Consider the following 21,541-nt stretch of genomic DNA (forward strand, 5'->3'; position numbering starts at 1 on the left):
CGGCGCCATTGTAGACATCCCCGGCACAAACCGGTGGGGGCCCGTTATGACCGTCACGCCCATGATGGCGCAATACCTTGAAATAAAAGAACAATATAAGGACGCCCTGCTGTTCTACCGGATGGGCGACTTCTACGAGATGTTCTTTGACGACGCCGTCGCCGCGGCCGAGGCGCTGGATATCGCGCTGACCAAGCGCGGCAAGCATGACGGCGCCGAGATCCCGATGTGCGGCGTGCCCTACCACGCCGCCGAGGGCTACCTGCTGACCCTGATCCGCAAGGGCTTTCGCGTGGCGGTGGGGGAACAGCTGGAATCCCCGGCCGAAGCCAAGAAGCGCGGCGCCAAATCAGTGGTGAAACGCGACGTGGTGCGGCTGGTCACCCCCGGCACACTGACCGAGGATTCGCTGCTGGAGGCCCGCCGCCACAACTTCCTGGTCTCCTACGCCGAGTTGCGCGACGAGGCGGCGCTGGCCTGGGCCGATATTTCCACCGGCGCGTTCCACGTGATGCCCGTCGCCCGCGTGCGTCTCTCGCCCGAGCTCGCGCGGCTCGCGCCCTCCGAGCTGCTGGTCGCCGACGGCCCCGCATACGAACACGCCCGCCCGCTGGCCGAAGAATACAAGATCCCGCTCACGCCGCTCGGCAAGGCCAGTTTCGACAGCACTGCCGCGCAGCAGCGCATCTGCGCTCTGTTCAACGTCAGCGCCCTGGACGGGTTCGGCAGTTTCAGCCGCGCCGAGGTCTCCGCCATGGGGGCGCTGATCGACTATCTGGAGATCACCCAGAAGGGCAAGCTGCCGCTCCTGCAGCCGCCGCAGCAAGAAGCCCAGGACCGCGTCGTGCAGATCGACGCCGCCACCCGCCGCAACTTGGAGTTGACCCGCGCGCTGTCGGGCGGCCGGGCCGGTTCGCTTCTGTCGGTGGTCGACCGCACTGTCACCCCCGGCGGCGCGCGGCTCTTGGAGCAGCGCATCGCCAGCCCCTCGCGCAGCCTCGACGTGGTGCAGGCGCGGCTGGCGGCGCTGGATCACGCGGTGGAGGCCCCGCAATGGGGCGAGGACCTGCGCGCCGCGCTGCGCCGAACGCCGGACCTTGACCGCGCGCTCTCCCGCCTGGCGCTGGAGCGCGGCGGCCCGCGTGACCTTGCCGCGATCCGCAACGCGCTGACCCAGGCCGAGAGCATCACCGGGCTTTGCGCCGCGCAGGATCTGCCGCCGCTCAGCACTGACGCGGTACAGAGCCTGCAAGGTTTCACCGGTCTCCTTGCCCTGCTCGACGCCGCGCTTGTGGCCGAGCCGCCGCTTCTGGCCCGCGACGGCGGCTTCATCGCGCCCGGCTACGATGCGGAGCTGGACGAGGCCCGCACCCTGCGCGACGAGGGCCGCTCGGTGATTGCGGCGATGCAGAAGCAGTATGCCGAACAGACCGGCATCGCCTCGCTGAAGATCAAGCACAACAACGTCCTGGGCTATTTCATCGAAACCACCGCCACCCACGCGGACAAAATGCTGTCGCCGCCCCTGTCGGAAACCTTCATCCACCGCCAGACCACGGCCAATCAAGTGCGTTTCACCACCGTGGAGCTGAGCGAGATTGAAACCCGTATCCTGAACGCCGGAAATCAGGCTCTGGAGATCGAAAAGCGGCTCTATGCAAGGCTTTCCGGCGCTGTTTTGGAGGCCGCTCCCCTTCTCAGCACTGCCGCTCGCGGTTTTGCCGAGCTGGACCTGGTGACCGCGCTGGCGGATCTCGCCCGCAGTGAGAACTGGACCCGGCCCCGGGTCGACGGCTCCCGCGCTTTCGATGTCGAGGGCGGCCGTCACCCGGTGGTGGAACAGGCTCTGCGCCAGCAGGGCGGCGATACATTCGTGGCCAATGACTGCACCTTGACGGCCGAAGATGGCGCCGCGATCTGGCTGCTGACCGGCCCCAACATGGCCGGTAAATCAACCTTCCTGCGGCAGAACGCGCTGATTGCTCTCCTGGCCCAGATGGGCAGCTACGTCCCCGCCGAGCGCGCCCATATCGGCCTGGTGAGCCAGCTGTTCAGCCGGGTCGGCGCGTCGGACGATCTGGCGCGCGGGCGGTCGACCTTCATGGTCGAGATGGTCGAAACCGCCGCGATCCTGAACCAGGCCGACGACCGCGCGCTGGTGATCCTGGACGAAATCGGCCGTGGCACCGCCACCTACGACGGCCTGTCGATCGCCTGGGCCACGCTGGAACACCTGCATGAGGTGAACCGGGCCCGCGCGCTCTTTGCCACCCACTACCACGAGCTGACGCAGCTGGCGGCCAAGCTGCCGTGCGTCAACAACGCCACTGTAGCAGTGAAGGAGTGGGAGGGCGACGTGGTCTTCCTGCACGAGGTGCGTAAGGGCGCTGCTGACCGCTCCTACGGGGTGCAGGTGGCGCAGCTTGCGGGCCTGCCCGCCTCGGTGGTGGCGCGCGCCCGCGATGTGCTCGACATGCTGGAACAGGACAGCCGCGACGGCAGCAGCAAGATCCAGATCGACGACCTGCCTCTGTTTGCCGCCGCTCCTGCGCAGCCCGCGGCAAGACCCGCGCCCGGCCCCTCCCCCGTGGAACAGATGCTCGGCACCATCCAGCCGGACGACCTCTCCCCGCGCGAGGCGCTGGACCTGCTCTACCAGCTCAAACAGGCCGCAGAGTAAAACGGAAAAGGGCGGATCCAACCGGACCCGCCCTTGTCATCTTGCCGAAAATACTCCCGCCGGAGGCACAGGCCCGAATGGGCGTGTTCTACTCTTTGGCGCGATGTCAGTTCGCCGGCGTCGAGGACACGCCGACCTGCGCCGGCCGCAGCAGCCGGTCGTGCAGCATGAAGCCCTCGGCAGAAACCTGGATGATGTCGCCCGCCTTGGTGCCCGGCACAGGCGCTTCGAACATCGCTTCGTGCATCTGCGGGTCGAACTTGTCACCCACATCGGGCGAAACTTTCCGGATGCCGTGCTTCTCGAACACGCCGAGAAGCGCCCGCATGGTCAGCTCCACGCCCTCGATCAGCGCCGAAGCCGCCTCGCGCTGCTCGTCGGTGGCCGCGTCGATGGCGCGTTTCATGTTGTCATAGACCGGCAGCATGTCGCGGGCCAGCTTCGAGCCGCCATACTGCTCGGCCTCCCGGCGCGCGCGGTCGCCGCGCTTGCGGGCGTTTTCGGCATCCGCCAGCGCCCGCATGAACCGGTCCTTCAGTTCATCCCGCTCGGCCCGCAGCGCGTCGATCTCCAGCGCATCGTCGTCTATTTCTTCTGTCTGCGCCGCAAGCTCTTCAGCCTCGGCATCGGCGATGTCGTCCAGAAAGTCTTCGTTCTTGAGCTCTGCCATATTTCACCTCTAACTCCGGTCCGACAACAGCTTGCCGACCAGTTGTGCCGTATAGTCAACAATCGGCACGATCCGTCCGTAGTTCAGCCGCGTCGGGCCGATCACCCCCACCGCGCCAATTATCTTCCGATCCGCGTTCATATAGGGAGACACCACCAAAGAGGAACCCGAAAGTGAGAAAAGTTTATTCTCCGAACCGATAAAAATCCGTACGCCTTCGCCTTCTTCGGTCAGTTCCAGGAATTCGGCAATGTCCCGCTTGCGCTCCAGATCGTCGAACAGGTTGCGGATGCGGTCCAGCTCCTCGGCGGCGCCTTCTTCGGCCAGGAGATTCGACCGGCCGCGCACAATCAGACGGGCCTGATCGCTGCCGTCATCCTCCCAGGCCGCCAGCCCGCTCTCGATCATTTCCTGCGCCAGCGTGTCGATTTCCTGCCGCCGGGAGGAGATTTCTTTCAGGATTTCACGCCGCACCTCGGTGAGCGTGCGGCCCTCGATCAGCGCATTGAGGAAATTGGCCGCCTCCCGCATCGAACTGGGTGTCTGCCCCGGGGGCGGCGCGAACAGGCGGTTCTCCACATGGCCGTCCGAGAACACCAAGACCACCAGCGCCCGGTCATGGGCAAGCGAGACAAACTCGATATGGCGCAGCTCGGCCTCGTGTTTGGGCGTCAGCACCAGCGAGGCGCCATGCGTCACCCCCGAAAGCGCCGCGCCGATCCGGTCCAGCATGCCGCCGACATCGCCCGCGTTGCGCCCCAGCGTTGCGTCGATCTTCTCGCGGTCCTGGGCATTGAGGTTCTCGACTTCCAGCAGCCCATCGACGAACATCCGCAGCCCCAGCTGCGTCGGCACCCGGCCGGCGCTCACATGCGGGCTGTCGAGCAGACCGAGATATTCCAGGTCCTGCATCACGTTGCGCACCGTCGCGGCGCTCACCTTCTCGCTCAGCGACCGGGTCAGGGTGCGGCTGCCAACCGGGCCGCCGCTGTCCAGGTAGGTCTCCACCACCGCCCGGAACACATCGCGGGAGCGGTCATTCAGATCCTCCAGAATTTTGCGTGTATCCTTCATGTGCGTCTCTCGGAGATTTCCGGTTTCAACATAGGTGTGCAAGACCCCGATGTCATTAAGGAGCAGCGCGTCAAAAGGTCAATCAGACTTGCATCCGCGGCCCCGCGAAGGCTATCCCCGGGCCAGCAAAAAAAGGATCTGACATGCGACCCTCCGGACGAGAACTGAACCAAATGCGCACCGTCTCGATCGAGACCGGTTTCACCAGACACGCCGAAGGCTCCTGCCTGATCAAGGCGGGCGACACCCATGTCCTGTGCACCGCCACCATCGAAGACCGGGTGCCGCCCTTCATCAAGGGCACCGGCCTCGGCTGGGTCACGGCCGAATACGGCATGCTGCCGCGCGCCACCAACACCCGGATGCGCCGCGAGGCCGCGGCCGGCAAGCAGGGCGGCCGCACCGTCGAGATCCAGCGCCTGATCGGCCGGGCCCTGCGCGCGGGGGTCGACCGGGTCGCCCTGGGCGAGCGTCAGATCACCGTCGACTGCGACGTTCTGCAGGCTGACGGCGGCACCCGCTGCGCCGCGATCACCGGCGGCTGGGTGGCGCTGCGCCTCGCCGTGAACAAGCTGATGAAGGCCGGCGACGTCAAGATCGACCCGCTGGTGGATCCGGTCTCGGCGGTGTCCTGCGGCATCTACGCGGGCCAGCCGGTGCTGGACCTCGACTACCCCGAAGATTCTGAGGCGGGCGTTGACGGCAACTTCATCATGACCGGCACCGGCAAGCTGATCGAAGTGCAGATGTCGGCAGAAGGCTCGGTTTTCTCGCGCGAGCAGATGGATGCGCTGATGGACCTCGCCGCCAAGGGCACCGCCGAGCTGGCCGAGATGCAGAAGGCCGCCTGCGCATGACCCGCAAGTTCGAAGGTGGCAAACTGCTGTTTGCCACCCACAACAAGGGCAAGCTGGAGGAGATGGAACATCTCCTTGCCCCCTACGGGGTGGAGGTGATCGGTGCGGCGCAGATGGAGCTGCCGGAACCGGAGGAGACCGAGGACACCTTCGTCGGCAACGCACGCATCAAGGCCCATGCCGCGGCCGGGGCGACCGGCCTGCCCGCGCTGTCGGATGACTCCGGCATCACCATCGACGCGCTGGACGGCGCCCCCGGTGTCTATACCGCCGATTGGGCCGAAACCGGCGATGGCCGCGACTTCATGCAGGCGATGACCCGGGCCCATGGAGAACTGGAGGCCAAGGGTGCCCCCCACCCGCGTCTGGCGCAGTTCCGCTCGACCCTGGTGCTGGCCTGGCCAGACGGCCATGATGAAGTGTTCGAGGGCATCGCCGCCGGCCATCTGGTCTGGCCGGTCCGAGGCGAAGGCGGCTTCGGCTATGATCCGATGTTCATGCCCGACGGCTACGACGTGACCTTTGCGGAAATGAACCGCTGGGAGAAGAACAAGATCAGCCACCGCGCCAAGGCGGTGGCGAAGTTCATCGAGGGCTGTTTCGGTGGATGACTGGCGCAATGGGGGCTTTGGCCTGTACGTGCATTGGCCGTTCTGCCAGGCCAAGTGCCCCTATTGCGACTTCAACAGCCATGTCTCGGCCAACATCGACCAGAGCGCCTGGGTCAGAGCCTATCTGAGCGAGCTCGAGCGGCTCTCGCAGGAGCTGGCGGGCCGGGTCCTGAATACCATCTTCTTCGGCGGCGGCACCCCTTCCCTGATGTTGCCCGAAACGGTGGCCGCGGTGATCGAGGGCGCACGCCGCATCTGGCCCTTTGCCAATGACATGGAGATCACGCTGGAAGCCAATCCCGGCTCGGTCGAGGCAGGCCGCTTTGCCGGCTACCGTGATGCCGGCGTCAATCGCATCTCCATGGGCGTACAAGCCCTGAACGACGACGACCTGCGCCGGCTTGGCCGCATCCATTCGGTGGCCGAAGCCCGCGCTGCTTTCGACATTGCGCGGCACTGTTTCGACCGGGTCAGCTTCGATCTGATCTATGCCCGACAGGGGCAGACGCTCCAGGCCTGGAAAGCGGAACTGAACGAAGCGCTGTCGATGGCGATCGACCATCTCTCGCTCTACCAGCTCACCATCGAGGACGGAACCGCCTTCGGCGACCGCTACGCCCGCGGCAAGCTGCGCGGCCTGCCAAGTGACGACAGCGCCGCCGACATGTACCTTGCCACGCAGGAGATCTGCGCAGCGCATGGCCTGCCCGGCTACGAGATTTCCAACCACGCCCGCCCCGGTGCCGAGTCGCGGCACAATCTGATCTATTGGCGGTATGGCGATTACGTCGGCATCGGCCCCGGGGCGCACGGGCGGATGACCCTGAACGGCACCCGCTACGCCAGCGAAACGCACCAGGCGCCGGGCGCCTGGCTGGCCGCGGCAAAAGCCGGCAACGGTGAAACCCTGCGCGAGGCACTCCTCCCCGAAGATACTGCGGCTGAATACCTGATGATGGGGATGCGCCTGTCCGAGGGTCTGGATATAGAGCGCTACGCCCGGCTGGCCGGCAAGCCGCTGCCGGAAAATGCACTCGACAACCTTGTGCAGCTCGGAATGGTGACTATCTCGGACCAGAGGCTTCGCGCGACCGAGCAGGGCCGCGCCGTTTTGAATGCAGTCCTGCGCGACTTGTTAGCGGATTAATATAATGCGATTTCTCTATGCTGGTCTCGGGTTGCTTTGCGTCGCTTTGGCCGTCGTAGGTATCGCGCTGCCGCTGCTGCCCACCGTCCCCTTCCTGCTGCTGGCGGCGTTCTTTTTTGCCAATTCATCCGAACGCTTGCACGATTGGATCATTGCGCATGCGGTCTTTGGCCCGATGATCCTGGACTGGCGCGAACGCGGTGCCATCCGGCCGCGTGCAAAAACGGCGGCAACCCTGTCGATTGCCGCCGTTTTTGGATTGTCTCTCGCCTTGACGCTCCCGACCCATCTTCTGGGCATTCAGGCCGCCGTGCTGAGCCTCGTCCTGCTGTTCATCTGGACCCGGCCTAGCGGCTGAGCATATTGCAGAGATCATCCAGCTGGTCGAGGGAAGTATAGCTGATCGTCACCGACCCGGCTTCGCCGCCGGCCTTGTGATCAATCGAGACCTGCATCTTCAACGTCGCAGACAGGTCCCCTTCCAGCGCCTTGGTATCGGCATCCTTCTCCGCCGCAGTCTTTGGCTTCTTAGGCGAGTTGCTGGCAATGCCGGCGGCGTCCTTTTTCACCAGCGCCTCGGTCGCGCGGACCGAAAGCCCGCCCTTGACGATCTTCTTGGCCAGATCCGAGGCATTGTCGGAAGTGATCAGCGCGCGGGCGTGGCCGGCTGACAGCTTCCGCTCGTGCACCAGCACGCGCACGTCTTCGGGCAGATGCAACAGCCGCACCAGGTTGGCAATGTGGCTGCGGCTTTTACCAAGCGCCTCCGCCATCTTCTCCTGGGTGTGGCCGAACTTCTCCATCAGCTGTTTATAGCTCTGCGCCTCTTCCATCGCGTTCAGGTCCGAACGCTGAATGTTTTCAATGATGGCAACTTCCATCATCTCGAGGTCCGAATACTCGCGGATCAGAACCGGGACTTCATGCAGCTTTGCCGCCTGCGAGGCGCGCCAGCGGCGTTCGCCGGCAACAATCTCGAACTGGCCGCCCGCCTTGGGCCGCACGATCAGCGGCTGAAGAACACCCTTTTCCCTGATCGAGGCGGTCAGGTCATCCAGATCTTCCTGCAGGAACTGCCGACGCGGCTGGTTCGGGTTGGCGACAATCTTCTCGATCGGCACCATGATTTCGGCGCTGCGCGGCGCCTCTGCAAGGGTGCTCACGGGCTCGGGGTTCACATCTGCCATCAGAGCCGACAGCCCCCGGCCCAGCCCGCGAGGTTTTGCCTTTTTTTCTGCCATGACTGCCTCCGCATTTTCTTCTGCATTCAAGCCGCTATTCTTTGGTGTTTATTTAGGATCTCCGTTGCCAGAGCCCGGTAGGCCTGGGCACCCAGAGAGTTTGTATCATAGTTCAGCACCGGCAGCGCAAAAGAGGGTGCCTCGCTCACCCGGACATTGCGGGGGATCTTGGTCTGGAAAACCAGATCGCCGAGATTGTCCCGCGCGTCCTGCTCCACCTGCTGGGACAGATTATTGCGCCGGTCGAACATGGTCAGCACAATGCCTTCTATGCGCAGTTCGGGATTGGCCGACTGGCGCACTTCCCGCACCGTGAGCATCAGTTGAGAGACGCCTTCCAGGGCAAAAAACTCGCTCTGCAACGGCACCAGCACCGAATGGGCAGCGACCATCGCATTGACGGTCAGCAGGTTCAGCGATGGCGGGCAATCAATCAGGACATAATCCCAATCATAATCTTCCATCGCAGGCTGGCGCAGCGCATCATGCAGCAGGTAGCTGCGTTTCTCATTTGCAAACAACTCTATGTCGGCGGAACTGAGGTCAACGGTCGCGGGGATGATGCAAAGGTCTTCGATCTCCGTGGTGCGGATCACGTCTTGCAAAGGCGCGTCCTCCACAAGGAGATCATAGCTGGTCAGTTCCCGCTCCGAGGCTTCAATTCCCAACCCGGTCGAGGCATTGCCCTGCGGGTCGAGGTCCACCACCAGAACCCGCAAACCGCACTCCACCAGCGCGGCTGCCAGGTTGATCGCCGTGGTTGTCTTCCCTACCCCGCCTTTCTGGTTGGCGACCGCGATAATACGAGGCCCCTCCGGGCGGGTGAATTCAGACACGGGCCACTCCCCCTATTTTCAGGATCACTGCTTCGTTTTCTGTAATACTTCTAACCGGTTCCGCCTCAAACCGCCATTGCCCTTGCGCGTTATCCACTTCTTTTTTCCATGTCGCCCCTTTCGGAAACAGCGCCATTCCGCCGATCTTCAAGTGGCGCGTAGAAAATTCGAGCAAAGTCGACAGATCCGCCAAGGCGCGGGCCGAGAGAACATCCGCCTGCTGCGGCTCGGCGCGTTCGATCCTTTCGCTGATTACCCTCACCTTGACCCCGCATACCCGCGCAGCCGTCCGCAGGAATGCCGATTTGCGCTGATCGCTTTCGATCAGAACAACTTCCAAACCCGGCGCTTCCTCTGCGGCGAGGATTGCAATGATCAAACCGGGAAAACCGCCGCCACTGCCGATATCCACCCATTTACCCGCCAGGGGCGGCGCGGCGCAACGAAACACCTGAACTGAATCGGCGATATGCCGAGTCCAGAGCTCATCCAGACTGCTGCGCGACACCAGGTTGATCTTCGGATTCCATTTACGGATTACCTGTTCAAAGACCTCCAGCCGGGCCACTGTTTCACGTGAAACATCCAGCTGCTCCAGCAGCGGACGCGCCATCAGACCGCCCTCTCCTGGCGGTCCGTCTTACCGGCATCCCGCCGCAAACGCGCCAGAAGAAGTGCCAGGGCCGCTGGAGTCATCCCATCAATCCGGGCCGCCTTGGCCAGGGTCTCTGGCCGGGCAGCCGCGAGCTTCTGCTGAAGTTCCTTGGATAAACCGTCGATACACGCGTAGTCGAAACCGGCCGGGATGACATAGCCTTCATCTTTTTTCATCGCGGAGATTTCGCGTTCCTGCCGCACGATATAGTTGGCATAGAGCGCATCGCGCTCCAACTGGCGGCGGATTTCCGCGTCCACGCCCGCAAGCTCCGGCAGCAAGGGCAAGATGTCCTCAAAGCTGACATCCGGAAAGGCCAGAACGTCCTGGCCACTGCGCCGGTTGCCGTCCTGGTTGACGCGAATTCCCGCGGACGCGACTTCCTTGGGGGTAAAGCTGCTGGACTGCAGCACGTCTCTCGCGCTTTCCAGACGTTCCATTTTATCCAGAAACGCGGCTTTGCGCGTCTCGCCGGCGCAGCCAAGCTCAAGTGCCAAGGGCGTCAGGCGCTGATCGGCATTGTCGGCCCGCAAGGACAGCCGGAATTCCGCCCGGGACGTAAACATCCGGTAGGGCTCTGCCACGCCGTTGGTGGTGAGATCATCGATCATTACACCGATATAGCTAGTTGCCCTGCTGAAAATCACCGGTTCCTGACCCAGACCGCGCCGCGCCGCATTCAATCCGGCAACAAGCCCTTGTGCTGCGGCTTCCTCATAGCCAGTGGTGCCATTGATCTGGCCGGCGAGAAAGAGACCCGGTACATCTTTCAGGGAAAGGTCGAGACCAAGCGCGCGGGGGTCGACGTAGTCATACTCGATTGCATACCCCGGTTGCAGAATCTCCGCGTGCTCCAAGCCGGAAATCGAGCGCACATAAGCCTCTTGCACATCTTCTGGCAGGCTGGTCGAAATCCCGTTCGGATAAACCGTATGGTCGGACACCCCTTCCGGCTCCAGGAATATCTGATGCGAGGTCTTGTCCGCAAAGCGCACGATCTTGTCTTCAATCGAAGGGCAGTAACGCGGGCCGACCCCGTCAATATGACCGCCGTACATCGCCGAGCGAGCCAGATTTTCCTGAATGATCTCATGGGTGCGCGGGTTGGTATGCGTAATGCCGCAAGCCACTTGCCGGGCCGAGACGGACTTGCTCAGAAAAGAAAAGAATACGGGATCGTCGTCGCCGGGCTGGGCATCGAGGATATCCCAGTTGATGCTCCGCCCGTCCAGCCGCGGTGGTGTGCCGGTTTTCAGACGGCCCAAGGGCAGCTGGAAGCTGTCCAGCCGCTCGGCCAGCTTGACCGAGGGCCGGTCTCCCATACGTCCGCCGGGGCGCGAGGAATCGCCGATATGGATGACGCCGCGCAGAAAGGTGCCAGAGGTCAGAATCACGCTGCGGGCCGGCAGGGTGCTTCCATCCGCCAATTGCACGCCGACGACAGTCTCTCCTTCCATCAGGAAATCGGTGACTTCGCCTTCAAGGATGTCCAGGCTTTCCTGCGCCTCGGTCGCCGTCAGCATCTCGGAACGGTAGATCTTCCGGTCCGATTGCGCACGCGGCCCCTGCACCGCCGGGCCTTTGCGGCGGTTCAGCAGGCGGAACTGAATGCCGGCGCGATCGGCCACACGGCCCATGACTCCGTCGAGCGCGTCGATCTCACGCACGAGATGGCCTTTGCCCAGGCCGCCGATGGCCGGGTTGCAGGACATCACGCCAATGTCTTGCCGGCGCAAGGTCACCAGCGCGGTTCGCGCGCCCATGCGAGCGGCGGCATGGGCGGCTTCGGTGCCGGCGTGACCGCCGCCGACCACAATCACGTCATATCCCGAATGTTTCACGTGAAACACTCCTTCTATTTCCCAAGGCAGAAGCTTGAAAAGATCTCATCCAAAAGGTTTTCGACGCCGATCCGCCCCACCAGCATTTCCAAGGCGCGAATCGCCGAGCGCAGTTCCGCGGCCGCGATGTCATAACACTCAGGGCCGCGCCGAAGAATATCTTGTGCCGCGGTCAGGTTTTCAAGGGCGGCGGCCATTGCGTCCCGATGACGCGCCCGGGTAGCAATGCCGGCATGCGCGGAACGTTGCTTAAGCACCGCCGCGATATGGGCCACCAGCTGGTCCACCCCCTGCCCCGAGCGCCCCGAGACGGCGCCGGCGCCATCGGCGCGCAGATCCGCCTTGGGCTTCAGCCGGATGTCGCCGGCCCGCAGGCTCACGTCAAGAAGATCATCCTCTTCAGCCAGAAAGACCCGCAGGTCGGCGGCATCAGCACGCGCGCGGGCACGAGCGATGCCAATGCCTTCGACATGGTCGTCGGTGTCACGCAGACCGGCGGTGTCCAGCAGCGTGACTGCCAGGCCGGCAAGATCCATGCGCACTTCGATGATATCGCGGGTGGTTCCAGCATATTCCGAAATGATTGCGGCGTCCCTGCCGGCCAGCGCATTCAGGAGCGTCGACTTGCCGACATTCGGCGCGCCGACAATGGCAACTTCAAAGCCGGTGCGGATGCGTTCCGCGATGCCGACACCTGCGGTCTCCCGCGTCAAGCCGGCTTGAACTTTGGCCAGCAGCGCGGAGACCTCCGGCGTCACATCGACCGGGACCTCTTCATCGGCGAAATCAATGGTGACTTCGATCAGGGAGGCCGCCCGGATCAGGTCGCTGCGCCATTCCTCAGCGAGCTTGCCCAGCCCGCCGGCAAGCACGGTCTGCGCCTGCTTGCGCTGCGCTTCGGTTTCGGCGTCGATGAGATCGGCCAGCGCCTCCACCTGGGTGAGATCGAGATTGCCGTTTTCCAGCGCCCGCCGGGTGAATTCCCCCGGTTCCGCCATGCGCAGCCCGTCAATCTGGCCAAGCGCCTCCAGAACGGCGGCGACAACCGCGGTGCTGCCGTGCGTCTGGAACTCCACCACGTCCTCACCGGTAAAGCTCTTGGGCGCGGTGAAGCTGAGCACCAGCGCCTCGTCCAGCCGCTCGCCGGCACTGTCGCGCAGCAAGCGCAAAGAGCTTCCCCGCTCCGGCAATGCCCGGCCGCACAGCGCCGCGCCTGCAAATTGCGCGCGCGGGCCGGAGACGCGGATCACCGCGACCCCGGCCTTGCCTTGAGCGGAGGCCAGCGCAAAGATCGTGTCCATGGGGTGGCCCTTCTTGCCGGCCCGGATCAGGTGTTCATGGAGTCGAAGAATTCCGTGTTCGACTTGGTCTGTTTCAGCTTGGACAGAAGGAATTCGATGGCATCGGTGGTGCCCATCGGATTGAGGATCCGGCGCAGAACAAATGTTTTGGCCAGATCGCCCTTATCCACCAGCAGGTCTTCTTTCCGGGTGCCGGACTTGAGGATGTCAATCGCCGGGAACACGCGCTTGTCGGCAATCTTGCGGTCCAGCACGATTTCCGAGTTACCGGTACCCTTGAATTCCTCGAAGATGACCTCATCCATCCGGCTGCCGGTGTCGATCAGCGCGGTGGCGATGATGGTGAGCGAGCCGCCTTCTTCGATGTTCCGGGCCGCACCAAAGAAGCGTTTCGGCCGCTGCAGCGCGTTGGCGTCGACGCCGCCGGTGAGAACCTTGCCGGAGGACGGCACAACGGTGTTGAATGCTCTACCAAGTCTTGTGATCGAATCGAGAAGAATAACAACATCTCGTTTGTGTTCAACGAGACGCTTGGCCTTTTCGATGACCATTTCCGACACCGCGACATGGCGCGTCGCCGGCTCGTCGAAGGTGGAGGAGACGACCTCCCCCTTCACTGAGCGCTGCATGTCGGTGACTTCTTCCGGGCGTTCGTCGATCAGCAGCACGATCAGGTAACACTCGGGATGATTTTTCGCGATCGAATGCGCGATGTTCTGCAGTATCACTGTCTTGCCGGTGCGCGGCGGCGCCACGATCAGCGAGCGCTGGCCCTTGCCGATGGGCGCGACCAGGTCGATCACCCGGGCGGAGCGGTCCTTGATGGTGGGATCCTCGATCTCCATCTTCAGGCGCTCGTCCGGGTAAAGCGGGGTCAGGTTGTCGAAGGCGATCTTGTGGCGCGCCTTCTCCGGCTCCTCGAAGTTGATCTTGGTGACATTGGTCAACGCAAAGTAGCGCTCGGTCTCCAGCGGCGCCTTGATCTGGCCTTCGACGGTGTCGCCAGTGCGCAGGGAATATTGGCGGATCATGTCGGGCGAGACATAGATGTCATCCGGACCCGGCAGGTAGTTCGCCTCGGGCGAGCGCAGGAAGCCGAATCCATCCTGCAGCACCTCCAGCACGCCATCGCCGCCGATATCCCAGCCTTCATCCGCGCGTTCGCGCAGGATCTGGAACATCATTTCGCCCTTGCGCATGGTGGAGGCGTTTTCGATCTCCAGCTCTTCGGCCATGGCCAGCAGGGACTTGGGGCTCTGCGCCTTGAGATCGGACAGATTCAGGGATTGGACGGTCATATATACAGCCTCTGGTCCCCCGCTTGCCCGGGGGCGGTATTTCGACAGGTGTGGAAGGCACAGGTGCCCGGACGGGCCCGTTGAAGACGATACATAGGGACTCGCTGAGGATGAGTCAAACGCCGGCGATGGCCGTTCCGCCGCCCCTGCCCCTGTTCCTGCGATTCTGCGCTAGAATTTGAAGATCACCGAGACGACAATGATCACCATCAGCACGGTCGGCACCTCATTCATCAACCGGAAACGCCGGCCCGAGAGCTGATTCCGTCCGGCCTGGAAATCCCTGTGCCGCATCAGAAGCCAGTGGTGGAACCAGGTCATCGCGATCACCGCCGCGCCCTTGGTCCAGGGCCATATGTAGCTCCAGTCGACGATCCCCGGCGTCAGCACGATAAACAGCCCTGCGGCCCAGGAGACATACATCGCAGGCCGCATGATTACTCTGAGCAGCTTCTCCTGCATTTCCAGGAAGATCGGCTTTGCGTCGTTCACCTTCTCTGCCTGCTCCACGTGATACACGAACAGGCGGGGGAGATAGAACAGCCCCGCCATCCAGCTCAGCACCGCCATGATGTGCAGCGATTTGGCGTAAGGATAGAGCGAGTGCATCAGGTCGCCGAGGTCCATGGGCTATTCCTTGGGCCGGATCAGTCCCCCTAATTAAAAAAAGAAATATTAGAAGGATGATGTTTTTGTAGGGTGTACCGAGTCCGGTGGATAAGTGACTCTTCCCCCCGCTTATCCTCACTGTGAATAAAATTCCAGCGCTTGCAGGCGCTTGCCGGCAAAATCTGCCAGGCGTCATGAAAATAAGGTGTTTGGACGGAGTTTCTGCCGGCAGCAGCCTGGGGATAATTCCGGGATGAATTGGGGGTAGTGCAGATATCCACGGATTTGCAGTTATCCTCATCCACGCTGGGCGACTCATCGGGCGGAATCCCGGCGCATGCGTCAAGCCCTGTGGTCTTTACTTGTGCCCGGAAAACCATACAAAACGTCCTGCAAAGATCAGCTGCTTTCCCACGGGGTTTTCCACATGGCTGCCCACATCGTTCTGGCCTCCGGTTCCGAAATCCGGGCGCATCTGCTGCGCCAGGCGGGGGTGGAATTCACCGTCGATGTGCCGCGCCTGGACGAGGCGGCGGTGAAGGCGGGGCTGCTGGCCGAGGGCGCGCCGCCGCGCGATGTGGCCGACGCCCTGGCCGAGGCGAAGGCCCGCAAGGTCAGTGCAAAACACCCCGGGCTGCTGGTGCTCGGCTGCGACCAGGTGCTCGACTTCGAGGGCCAGCTGCTCTCCAAGCCGGAAAGCCCCGCAGAGGCGCTCTCACAGCTCAAGGCGATGCGCGGCAAACGGCACATGCTCTTGTCGGCTGCGGTGATCTACCGCGACGCAGAGCCGGTCTGGCGGCACGTTGGCCAGGTGCGGCTGTCGATGCGCCACGCGTCGGACAGCTATCTGGAGGATTATGTGGCGCGCAACTGGGACAGCATCCGCCACGCGGTGGGCGGCTACAAGCTGGAAGAGGAAGGCGTGCGCCTGTTCACCCAGGTTGACGGCAGCTATTTTAACGTTTTGGGTTTACCGTTGATCGAGCTTATCAGTTACCTCGGGCTGCAGGGTGTGATTGCGCAATGACAGTTGAGATTATCCCGCTGGCCGGCGTGATCGGCTGCCCGATCGCCCATTCCAAGTCGCCGCAGCTGCACCGCCACTGGCTCACAACGCTGGGCATTGCCGGCCACTATGTGCCGATGCACGTGGAGCCGGGCGATCTGGAGGCGGTGATCCGGATGATGCCGAAAATGGGCTTTGCCGGCGCCAATGTGACCATTCCGCACAAGGAAGCGGTGATGGCGGTGGCCGACAAGGTGACCGACCGCGCGCGCCTCATCGGGGCGGCCAATACGCTGATCTTCCGCGGCGACGGCTCCGTGCTGGCGGATAATACCGATGGTTATGGCTTCATCACCAACCTGCACCAGGGTGCGCCGGACTGGGATCCGAAAGCCGGGCCCGCGGTGGTGCTGGGGGCCGGCGGCGCCTGCCGCGCGGTGGTGGCGTCGCTGTTGGAAGCCGGGGTGCCGGAGATCCTGCTCAGCAACCGCACGCGGGAGCGCGCCGACCAGCTGCACAGCGAGTTCGGTGCCCGCATCCGGGTGGTGGAATGGGTGCAGGCCGGCAATGTGATCGAGGAAGGCGCGCTGGTTGTGAACACCACTTCGCTCGGCATGACCGGCAAGCCGCGGCTGCGGGTGCCGCTGGACGGCCTGCGCCCTGGCGCGGTGGTGACGGACCTGATCTATGCGCCGCTGAAGACGCATCTGCTGGAGGCGGCGGAAGAGGCCGGCTGCACCGTGGTCGATGGTCTCGGCATGCTGCTGCACCAGGCGGTGCCCGGGTTCGAGCGCTGGTTCGGCCAGCGCCCGGTGGTCGATGCTGCCACCCGCGCGGCCATCCTGGCATGAGCTTCAGCCTTGGCCTCACCGGTTCCATCGGCATGGGCAAAAGCACAACCGCCCGCCTGTTTGCCGAACGGGGCTGCGCGGTCTGGGATGCGGACGTCGCGGTGCACCGGCTCTACGGGCCCGGAGGCGCTGCCGTGGCCCCCATGGCCGCCGCCTTCCCCGAGGCGGTGACCGAAGGCACGGTCGACCGCGGGGCGCTGAAACGCATCATTGCGGAAGACCCGGGGGCGCTCAAGCGGATCGAGGCCATCGTGCACCCGCTGGTCGCTGCCGACCGGGCCGCCTTCCGGGCGGCGGGCAGCGGTATCCTCGTATTCGACATTCCCCTGCTGTTCGAGACCGGCGGCGAGGCGGAGATGGACGCGGTCGCCTGCGTCACCGTGGACCGCGCCACGCAGGAGCAGCGGGTTCTTGCGCGCGGCACGATGACGGTTGAGCAATTCCGCCAGATCCTGCAGAAACAGATGCCGATCGAGGAGAAGCTGGCGCGCGCCGACTACGTGATCGAAACCGCAACGCCAGAGCAGGCGGCGGCAGCCGTCGACCGCATCCTCGCCGATATCAGGAGCAGGACCGCCAATGCGTGAAATCGTACTCGACACCGAAACCACCGGCTTTGATCCCGAATCCGGCGACCGGATCGTCGAGATCGGCGCGGTGGAGCTGCTCAACCACATGCCCACGGGAGAGACGTTCCACGTCTACATCAACCCCGAACGCTCGATGCCGGCGGAGGCCTTTGGCGTGCATGGCATCGGCCCCGACCTCCTGGAGCCGCCGCAGCAGCCCGCGCCGGGCGCGGTCACCCTGCGCGACAAACCGGTTTTTGCCAGGGTGGGGCAGCAGTTCCTGGATTTCGTGCGCGATTCCCGCATGGTGATCCACAACGCCAGCTTCGACATGAAGTTTCTCAATGCCGAGTTGCGCTGGATGGGGCTGCCGCAATTGCCGATGGAGCAGGCGCTCGACACCCTGGCGATGGCGCGCAAGCGTTTTCCCGGCTCGCCGGCGACGCTGGATGCGCTGTGCCGCCGCTTCGGTATCGACAATGCCAACCGGACGCTGCACGGCGCGCTGCTCGACTCCGAGATCCTGGCCGACGTCTACCTGGAGCTGATCGGCGGCCGCCAGCCGGATTTCGGGCTGAGCAGCGGCGGCTCCGGCGGCACTTCCCAGGCTCAGGACGCCTGGCGCCCTGCCCCGCGCTCCGCGCCGCTGCCATCGCGGCTCACGGCTGCGGAACAGGAAGCGCATGAGGCCTTTGTGGCCAAGCTGGGTGAAGACGCGCTCTGGAACAGCCCGGGCGGCTGAACCGGCGCCGGCACGGCAGTCATCAAAAAGAACGCCGCTGAGGGATCTCAGCGGCGTTTTGCGTTCCGGCTTGCGGGCAGTCTTACTGCTCCGGCGCCTCGGGTGCTGGGGCCGCGGCCGCGGCCTGGCGGCGGGTCAGCTCGTTGCGGTAGAGCGCCACGAAGTCGATGTTGTCGAGGTTCAGCGGCGGGAAGCCGCCGTCGCGGGTCACGTCCGACACGATGCGGCGCAGGAACGGGAAGGTCATCCGCGGGCATTCGATCAGCAGATAGGGATGCAGCTGGTCTTCGGGCACGCCGGTGATGCTGAACACGCCGACATATTCCAGCTCGAACACGAACAGGATGTTGCCGCCGTCCTTGTTCTTGGACTCGATGGTCAGCTTGGTGATGACCTCATATTGGTCTTCCGCCGAGCGCTTCTTGGCGTCGAGGTTGACCTGCACGCTGACGTCCGGCTGCACTTCGCCGCCGGCACCTTTCTGCGACATCACGTTCTCGAAGGACATGTCGCGGATGAACTGGGCCAGAATGTTCATCTGCACTTGCGGCTGCTGCTGCTTGTCTTCGCCGTTCTCGGCCATCGTGGTACTCCTGAAGAATTGCTTTGCAAGTGCTTAGCAGCTTGCCGGCATCAGCTCAACGGGGCCCGTCGACCCAGCCCGAAGGCCCCTCGCCGCGGCGGTTCGGTGTGACGTCCTCGTAGTCGCCGTTGATGATATCACCCGGCCCGCCGGGATGGCGCGGCGGCTGCTGCTGGCGGCCCGGCTGCGGTCCCATGCGGAACTGCGCGACGCTGACGCGCCCGCGCAGGTAGGAGAAGACGGCGCGGCGCACCGGCGGCGTCAGCAGGGCAAAGCCGACCGCATCGGTGAAAAACCCCGGCGTCAGCAGAAGTGCGCCCGCAAACAGGATCATCGCGCCATTGGCCAGCGGCTCGGCCGGATCGGACAGCCGCTCGAAGGAGGATTTCAGCTGCCCGATCGCCATGCGCCCTTGGGTCTTCACCAGCCAGGTGCCCAGCACCGCCGTCAGCACCACGATGGCAAGCGTCGGCCACAGGCCGATTACACCGCCGACTTGGATGAACAGGGCAATTTCAAGAATCGGGACCAGCAGAAAGGCCAGGAAGAGATACATCGCGGGGTTTCCTCAGAACATGAGCCGGAGCGGTAGACTTGGCTCCGCCCGTCACCTACATAAGGCGTGAAGGCTTTGGTTTCAAACAAGGCACCAATACCTAGCATGAGGTACGCATGGAGTCGCCCGTGATACAGCTTTTGGTTCTGGCCGGTATCGCCGTGTTCCTGATCCTGCGCTTGAAAAGCGTTCTGGGAACACGCGAGGGGTTCGAGAAGCCGCCGTTGCCGAAAGCGGAAACCCGGAGCCGCCGCCCGGATCTGGAAGTGATCGAGGGCGGGCCGGACCGTGACATCACCGATTACGTGCCCGAAGGCAGCCCGCAGGCGCAGGCGCTGACCGCGATGAAGCGCGCCGATGCCTCTTTCCAGGTGCAGGAATTCGTCCAGGGCGCCCGCGCCGCTTACGAGATGATCCTGATGGGCTTCGAGCACGGCGACCTGGACAACATCCAGCCGCTGCTGGCTGAGGACGTCTTTGAAAGCTTCGTCGATGCCGTCGCGCAGCGCGAGGATCAGGGCTACAAGATCGAGGCCGAGTTCATCGGCGTGCGCGAAACCACACTCGCGGATGCACATTTCGACGAAGACAGCCAGCGCGCCGAAATCACCATGCGCTTCGTGGGTGAGCTGACCTCGGTTGTGCGCGACCGCGGCGGCGATATCGTCGAGGGCGACCCCAAGGCGGTGAAGCGCCAGAAGGACACCTGGGTCTTTGCCCGCATCATGGGCAGCGACGACCCGAACTGGCAGCTGGTCGCAACGGACGCATGATTGCCGCGCTCCGGAGGGCACTGGCGGCGGCCGCGCTTGCAGGCACTGCCGTGACCGCTTCCGGAGTTCGGGCTGAAACCGTGCTGACGCTGCTCGACTACGCGCAACTGGATGGCTGGCAGAAGGACACCCACGCCGAGGCGCTGGCGGTCTTCCTGGAGACCTGCCGGGACCTGAAGGATCCGGACTGGACCGCGCTCTGCCGCGCCGCCGCGGAGCAGCCGCCGGAGGGCGCCCGCGCCTTTTTCGAGCTGTTCTTCCGCCCGGTGATGATCGAAGACGGCAGCCCGGCCCTGTTCACCGGTTATTTCGAACCCGAGCTGCAAGGCTCCCGCGTGCCGACCGAGCGCTACCGCTACCCGGTTTACCGGATGCCGCCCGAGGCGCGGCAGGCGGAGATGTGGCTGCCGCGGCAGGAGATCCTTACCTCGGATGTGATGCAGGCGCGCGGGCTGGAGATTGCCTGGGTTGACGACCCGGTGGAGCTGTTCTTCCTGCAGATCCAGGGCTCGGGCCGGATCCGCCTGCCGGATGGCGCTACCTTGCGGGTCGGCTATGGCGGTGCCAACGGCCACCCCTACCGCTCAATTGGCCAGGAACTGGTCCGGCGCGGCATCTACCAGGCGCACCAGGTCAGCGCCCAGGTGATCAAGGCCTGGGTGCGGCGCAACCCCGCTGCCGGGCGCGAGCTGCTGTTTCACAACCCGTCTTACGTGTTCTTCCGCGAGCTGCGGCGCCTGGCGGCCTCCCGCGGGCCCCTGGGGGCGATGAACCGCTCTGTGACCCCGATGCGCTCGATTGCCGCCGACCCCGCCTACACGCCGCTGGGCGCGCCTGTGTGGGTCGAAAAGGACGGCGTGCTGCCGATGCGGCGGCTGATGGTCGCGCAGGACACCGGATCGGCCATCAAGGGCGCGCAGCGGGCCGACATCTTCGTCGGCAGCGGCGATGCTGCAGGGGAAACCGCAGGGCAGATGAAAGACCCCGGAAGGATGGTGGTGCTGCTGCCGATCCAGCGGGCCTATGCGATGCTGCCGGAAGACCTCTGATGACCCGGCGCAAACTGACAGAAGAGGAAATCGGCCTCTGGCACAAGGTCGTGGCGCATACCGAGCGGTTGCACCCGGGCGCCCATTCCACGCCGCCTGCCGCGCCCAAACCGAAACCGAAGCCGGTGAAACACCCCGAACCGCGGCTGGCGCCGTTTGAGGCCGGCAGCCGCGCCAAGCCTGCGCCGGGGGGCCATGACCTGAAGCCGTCGCTCGCGCGCAGCCTGAGCGGCGCTCCGCTCAACATGGATGAAAAGGCCTTCCGCCGGATGAAGCGCGGCAAGCTCCGGCCCGAGGCCAAGCTGGACCTGCACGGCATGCGCATCGACAGCGCCCATCCGGCGCTGATCCGCTTCATCCTGTCGGCGCAGGCTTCGGGGAAGCGTCTTGTGCTGGTGGTGACCGGCAAGGGCAAGGACCGCGACGAGCCCGGCCCGATGCCGGTGCCGCGCGGTGTGCTGCGCCACCAGGTGCCGCAATGGCTGGCGCTGCCGCCGCTTGCGCAGGCGGTGCTGCAGGTGGCGCCCGCGCATGTCAGCCACGGCGGCGACGGCGCCTACTACGTCTATTTGCGGCGGCCGCGCTGAGACCG

At 64.2% G+C, this 21,541-nt stretch carries 23 protein-coding genes; 12 read left to right on the forward strand and 11 right to left on the reverse strand.

Going from position 1 to position 21,541, the window contains the following annotated elements; all coding sequences use genetic code 11:
- Positions 1-46: 46 nt before the first annotated feature.
- Positions 47-2,680 (forward strand): DNA mismatch repair protein MutS, encoded by a 2,634-nt coding sequence (mutS, locus tag ACOHX0_RS02470; protein ID WP_420675060.1) that lies wholly within the window; start codon positions 47-49, stop codon positions 2,678-2,680.
- 106 nt (positions 2,681-2,786) lie between these two features.
- Here the strand turns inward: mutS and ACOHX0_RS02475 are convergent, their stop codons facing one another.
- Both ACOHX0_RS02475 and hrcA read right to left on the reverse strand, forming a co-directional pair.
- Entirely contained in the window at positions 2,787-3,350 is a 564-nt protein-coding gene (locus ACOHX0_RS02475) for a nucleotide exchange factor GrpE (protein ID WP_420675061.1), read from the reverse strand.
- Between the two features lie 9 nt (positions 3,351-3,359).
- Positions 3,360-4,424 (reverse strand): heat-inducible transcriptional repressor HrcA, encoded by a 1,065-nt coding sequence (hrcA, locus tag ACOHX0_RS02480; protein WP_420675062.1) that lies wholly within the window; start codon positions 4,422-4,424, stop codon positions 3,360-3,362.
- Positions 4,425-4,567: 143 nt separating this feature from the next.
- Here hrcA and rph point away from each other — a divergent pair, with 143 nt between their 5' ends.
- The 4 genes from rph to ACOHX0_RS02500 are packed head-to-tail and all read left to right on the forward strand — an operon-like array spanning position 4,568 to position 7,397.
- Complete coding sequence (rph, locus tag ACOHX0_RS02485; RefSeq protein ID WP_420675063.1) at positions 4,568-5,281, forward strand: ribonuclease PH; 714 nt, start codon at positions 4,568-4,570, stop codon at positions 5,279-5,281.
- Complete coding sequence (gene rdgB, locus ACOHX0_RS02490) at positions 5,278-5,892, forward strand: RdgB/HAM1 family non-canonical purine NTP pyrophosphatase (RefSeq protein WP_420675064.1); 615 nt, start codon at positions 5,278-5,280, stop codon at positions 5,890-5,892. The genes rph and rdgB overlap by 4 nt, the downstream gene beginning before the upstream one ends.
- Entirely contained in the window at positions 5,885-7,039 is a 1,155-nt protein-coding gene (hemW, locus tag ACOHX0_RS02495) for a radical SAM family heme chaperone HemW (RefSeq protein ID WP_420675065.1), read from the forward strand. The genes rdgB and hemW overlap by 8 nt, the downstream gene beginning before the upstream one ends.
- 4 nt (positions 7,040-7,043) lie before the next feature.
- Entirely contained in the window at positions 7,044-7,397 is a 354-nt protein-coding gene (locus ACOHX0_RS02500; protein ID WP_420675067.1) for a YbaN family protein, read from the forward strand.
- Here the strand turns inward: ACOHX0_RS02500 and ACOHX0_RS02505 are convergent.
- The 7 genes from ACOHX0_RS02505 to ACOHX0_RS02535 all read right to left on the reverse strand — a co-directional run bounded on the left by ACOHX0_RS02505 (position 7,387) and on the right by ACOHX0_RS02535 (position 14,838).
- Entirely contained in the window at positions 7,387-8,280 is an 894-nt protein-coding gene (locus ACOHX0_RS02505) for a ParB/RepB/Spo0J family partition protein (RefSeq protein ID WP_420675068.1), read from the reverse strand. The genes ACOHX0_RS02500 and ACOHX0_RS02505 overlap by 11 nt on opposite strands.
- Positions 8,281-8,306: 26 nt before the next feature.
- Positions 8,307-9,116 carry a ParA family protein gene (locus tag ACOHX0_RS02510; protein WP_420675069.1) on the reverse strand — a complete coding sequence of 270 codons (810 nt, stop codon included), beginning with the start codon at positions 9,114-9,116 and terminating at the stop codon, positions 8,307-8,309.
- A complete protein-coding gene (gene rsmG / locus ACOHX0_RS02515) occupies positions 9,109-9,729 on the reverse strand; it encodes a 16S rRNA (guanine(527)-N(7))-methyltransferase RsmG (RefSeq protein WP_420675070.1) in 621 nt (206 codons plus the stop codon). Before rsmG ends, ACOHX0_RS02510 begins: the two co-directional genes overlap by 8 nt.
- Positions 9,729-11,612, reverse strand: a complete 1,884-nt coding sequence (mnmG, locus tag ACOHX0_RS02520; protein WP_420675071.1) for a tRNA uridine-5-carboxymethylaminomethyl(34) synthesis enzyme MnmG — start codon at positions 11,610-11,612, stop codon at positions 9,729-9,731. Before mnmG ends, rsmG begins: the two co-directional genes overlap by 1 nt.
- Positions 11,613-11,626: 14 nt before the next feature.
- Positions 11,627-12,913: a tRNA uridine-5-carboxymethylaminomethyl(34) synthesis GTPase MnmE gene (mnmE, locus tag ACOHX0_RS02525; RefSeq protein ID WP_420675072.1), complete on the reverse strand. Its 1,287-nt coding sequence runs from the start codon at positions 12,911-12,913 to the stop codon at positions 11,627-11,629.
- Positions 12,914-12,939: 26 nt separating this feature from the next.
- Positions 12,940-14,211, reverse strand: a complete 1,272-nt coding sequence (rho, locus tag ACOHX0_RS02530) for a transcription termination factor Rho (protein WP_420675073.1) — start codon at positions 14,209-14,211, stop codon at positions 12,940-12,942.
- 171 nt (positions 14,212-14,382) lie between these two features.
- Positions 14,383-14,838, reverse strand: coding sequence for a CopD family protein (locus ACOHX0_RS02535; protein WP_420675074.1), 456 nt, complete (start codon positions 14,836-14,838; stop codon positions 14,383-14,385).
- 409 nt (positions 14,839-15,247) lie between these two features.
- Here ACOHX0_RS02535 and ACOHX0_RS02540 point away from each other — a divergent pair, with 409 nt between their 5' ends.
- The 4 genes from ACOHX0_RS02540 to dnaQ are packed head-to-tail and all read left to right on the forward strand — an operon-like array spanning position 15,248 to position 17,988.
- Positions 15,248-15,847 carry a Maf family protein gene (locus ACOHX0_RS02540; RefSeq protein WP_420675075.1) on the forward strand — a complete coding sequence of 200 codons (600 nt, stop codon included), beginning with the start codon at positions 15,248-15,250 and terminating at the stop codon, positions 15,845-15,847.
- The gene (locus ACOHX0_RS02545) at positions 15,844-16,677 is read left to right on the forward strand and encodes a shikimate dehydrogenase (RefSeq protein WP_420675077.1); all 834 of its coding nucleotides are present in this window, start codon (positions 15,844-15,846) and stop codon (positions 16,675-16,677) included. Before ACOHX0_RS02540 ends, ACOHX0_RS02545 begins: the two co-directional genes overlap by 4 nt.
- Positions 16,674-17,264: a dephospho-CoA kinase gene (gene coaE / locus ACOHX0_RS02550; RefSeq protein ID WP_420675078.1), complete on the forward strand. Its 591-nt coding sequence runs from the start codon at positions 16,674-16,676 to the stop codon at positions 17,262-17,264. The genes ACOHX0_RS02545 and coaE overlap by 4 nt, the downstream gene beginning before the upstream one ends.
- Positions 17,257-17,988 carry a DNA polymerase III subunit epsilon gene (gene dnaQ, locus ACOHX0_RS02555; protein ID WP_420675079.1) on the forward strand — a complete coding sequence of 244 codons (732 nt, stop codon included), beginning with the start codon at positions 17,257-17,259 and terminating at the stop codon, positions 17,986-17,988. Before coaE ends, dnaQ begins: the two co-directional genes overlap by 8 nt.
- Positions 17,989-18,070: 82 nt before the next feature.
- Here dnaQ and secB read toward each other — a convergent pair whose 3' ends face one another.
- Both secB and ACOHX0_RS02565 read right to left on the reverse strand, forming a co-directional pair.
- Positions 18,071-18,571 carry a protein-export chaperone SecB gene (gene secB / locus ACOHX0_RS02560; RefSeq protein ID WP_420675080.1) on the reverse strand — a complete coding sequence of 167 codons (501 nt, stop codon included), beginning with the start codon at positions 18,569-18,571 and terminating at the stop codon, positions 18,071-18,073.
- Positions 18,572-18,626: 55 nt separating this feature from the next.
- Complete coding sequence (locus tag ACOHX0_RS02565; protein ID WP_420675081.1) at positions 18,627-19,127, reverse strand: FxsA family protein; 501 nt, start codon at positions 19,125-19,127, stop codon at positions 18,627-18,629.
- Between the two features lie 116 nt (positions 19,128-19,243).
- Between ACOHX0_RS02565 and ACOHX0_RS02570 the strand changes: the two genes are divergently transcribed.
- Genes ACOHX0_RS02570 through ACOHX0_RS02580 form a run of 3 tightly spaced genes read left to right on the forward strand, consistent with a single transcriptional unit; the run spans position 19,244 to position 21,536 of the window.
- Positions 19,244-19,900: a Tim44/TimA family putative adaptor protein gene (locus ACOHX0_RS02570; protein WP_420675082.1), complete on the forward strand. Its 657-nt coding sequence runs from the start codon at positions 19,244-19,246 to the stop codon at positions 19,898-19,900.
- Complete coding sequence (mltA, locus tag ACOHX0_RS02575; protein ID WP_420675083.1) at positions 19,897-20,949, forward strand: murein transglycosylase A; 1,053 nt, start codon at positions 19,897-19,899, stop codon at positions 20,947-20,949. The genes ACOHX0_RS02570 and mltA overlap by 4 nt, the downstream gene beginning before the upstream one ends.
- A complete protein-coding gene (locus ACOHX0_RS02580) occupies positions 20,949-21,536 on the forward strand; it encodes a Smr/MutS family protein (protein WP_420675084.1) in 588 nt (195 codons plus the stop codon). The genes mltA and ACOHX0_RS02580 overlap by 1 nt, the downstream gene beginning before the upstream one ends.
- The last annotated feature ends 5 nt before the right edge of the window (positions 21,537-21,541 follow it).

Origin of the sequence: Cribrihabitans pelagius, from assembly GCF_048820915.1 — a bacterium.
GTDB classification, from domain to species: domain Bacteria; phylum Pseudomonadota; class Alphaproteobacteria; order Rhodobacterales; family Rhodobacteraceae; genus Cribrihabitans_A; species Cribrihabitans_A pelagius.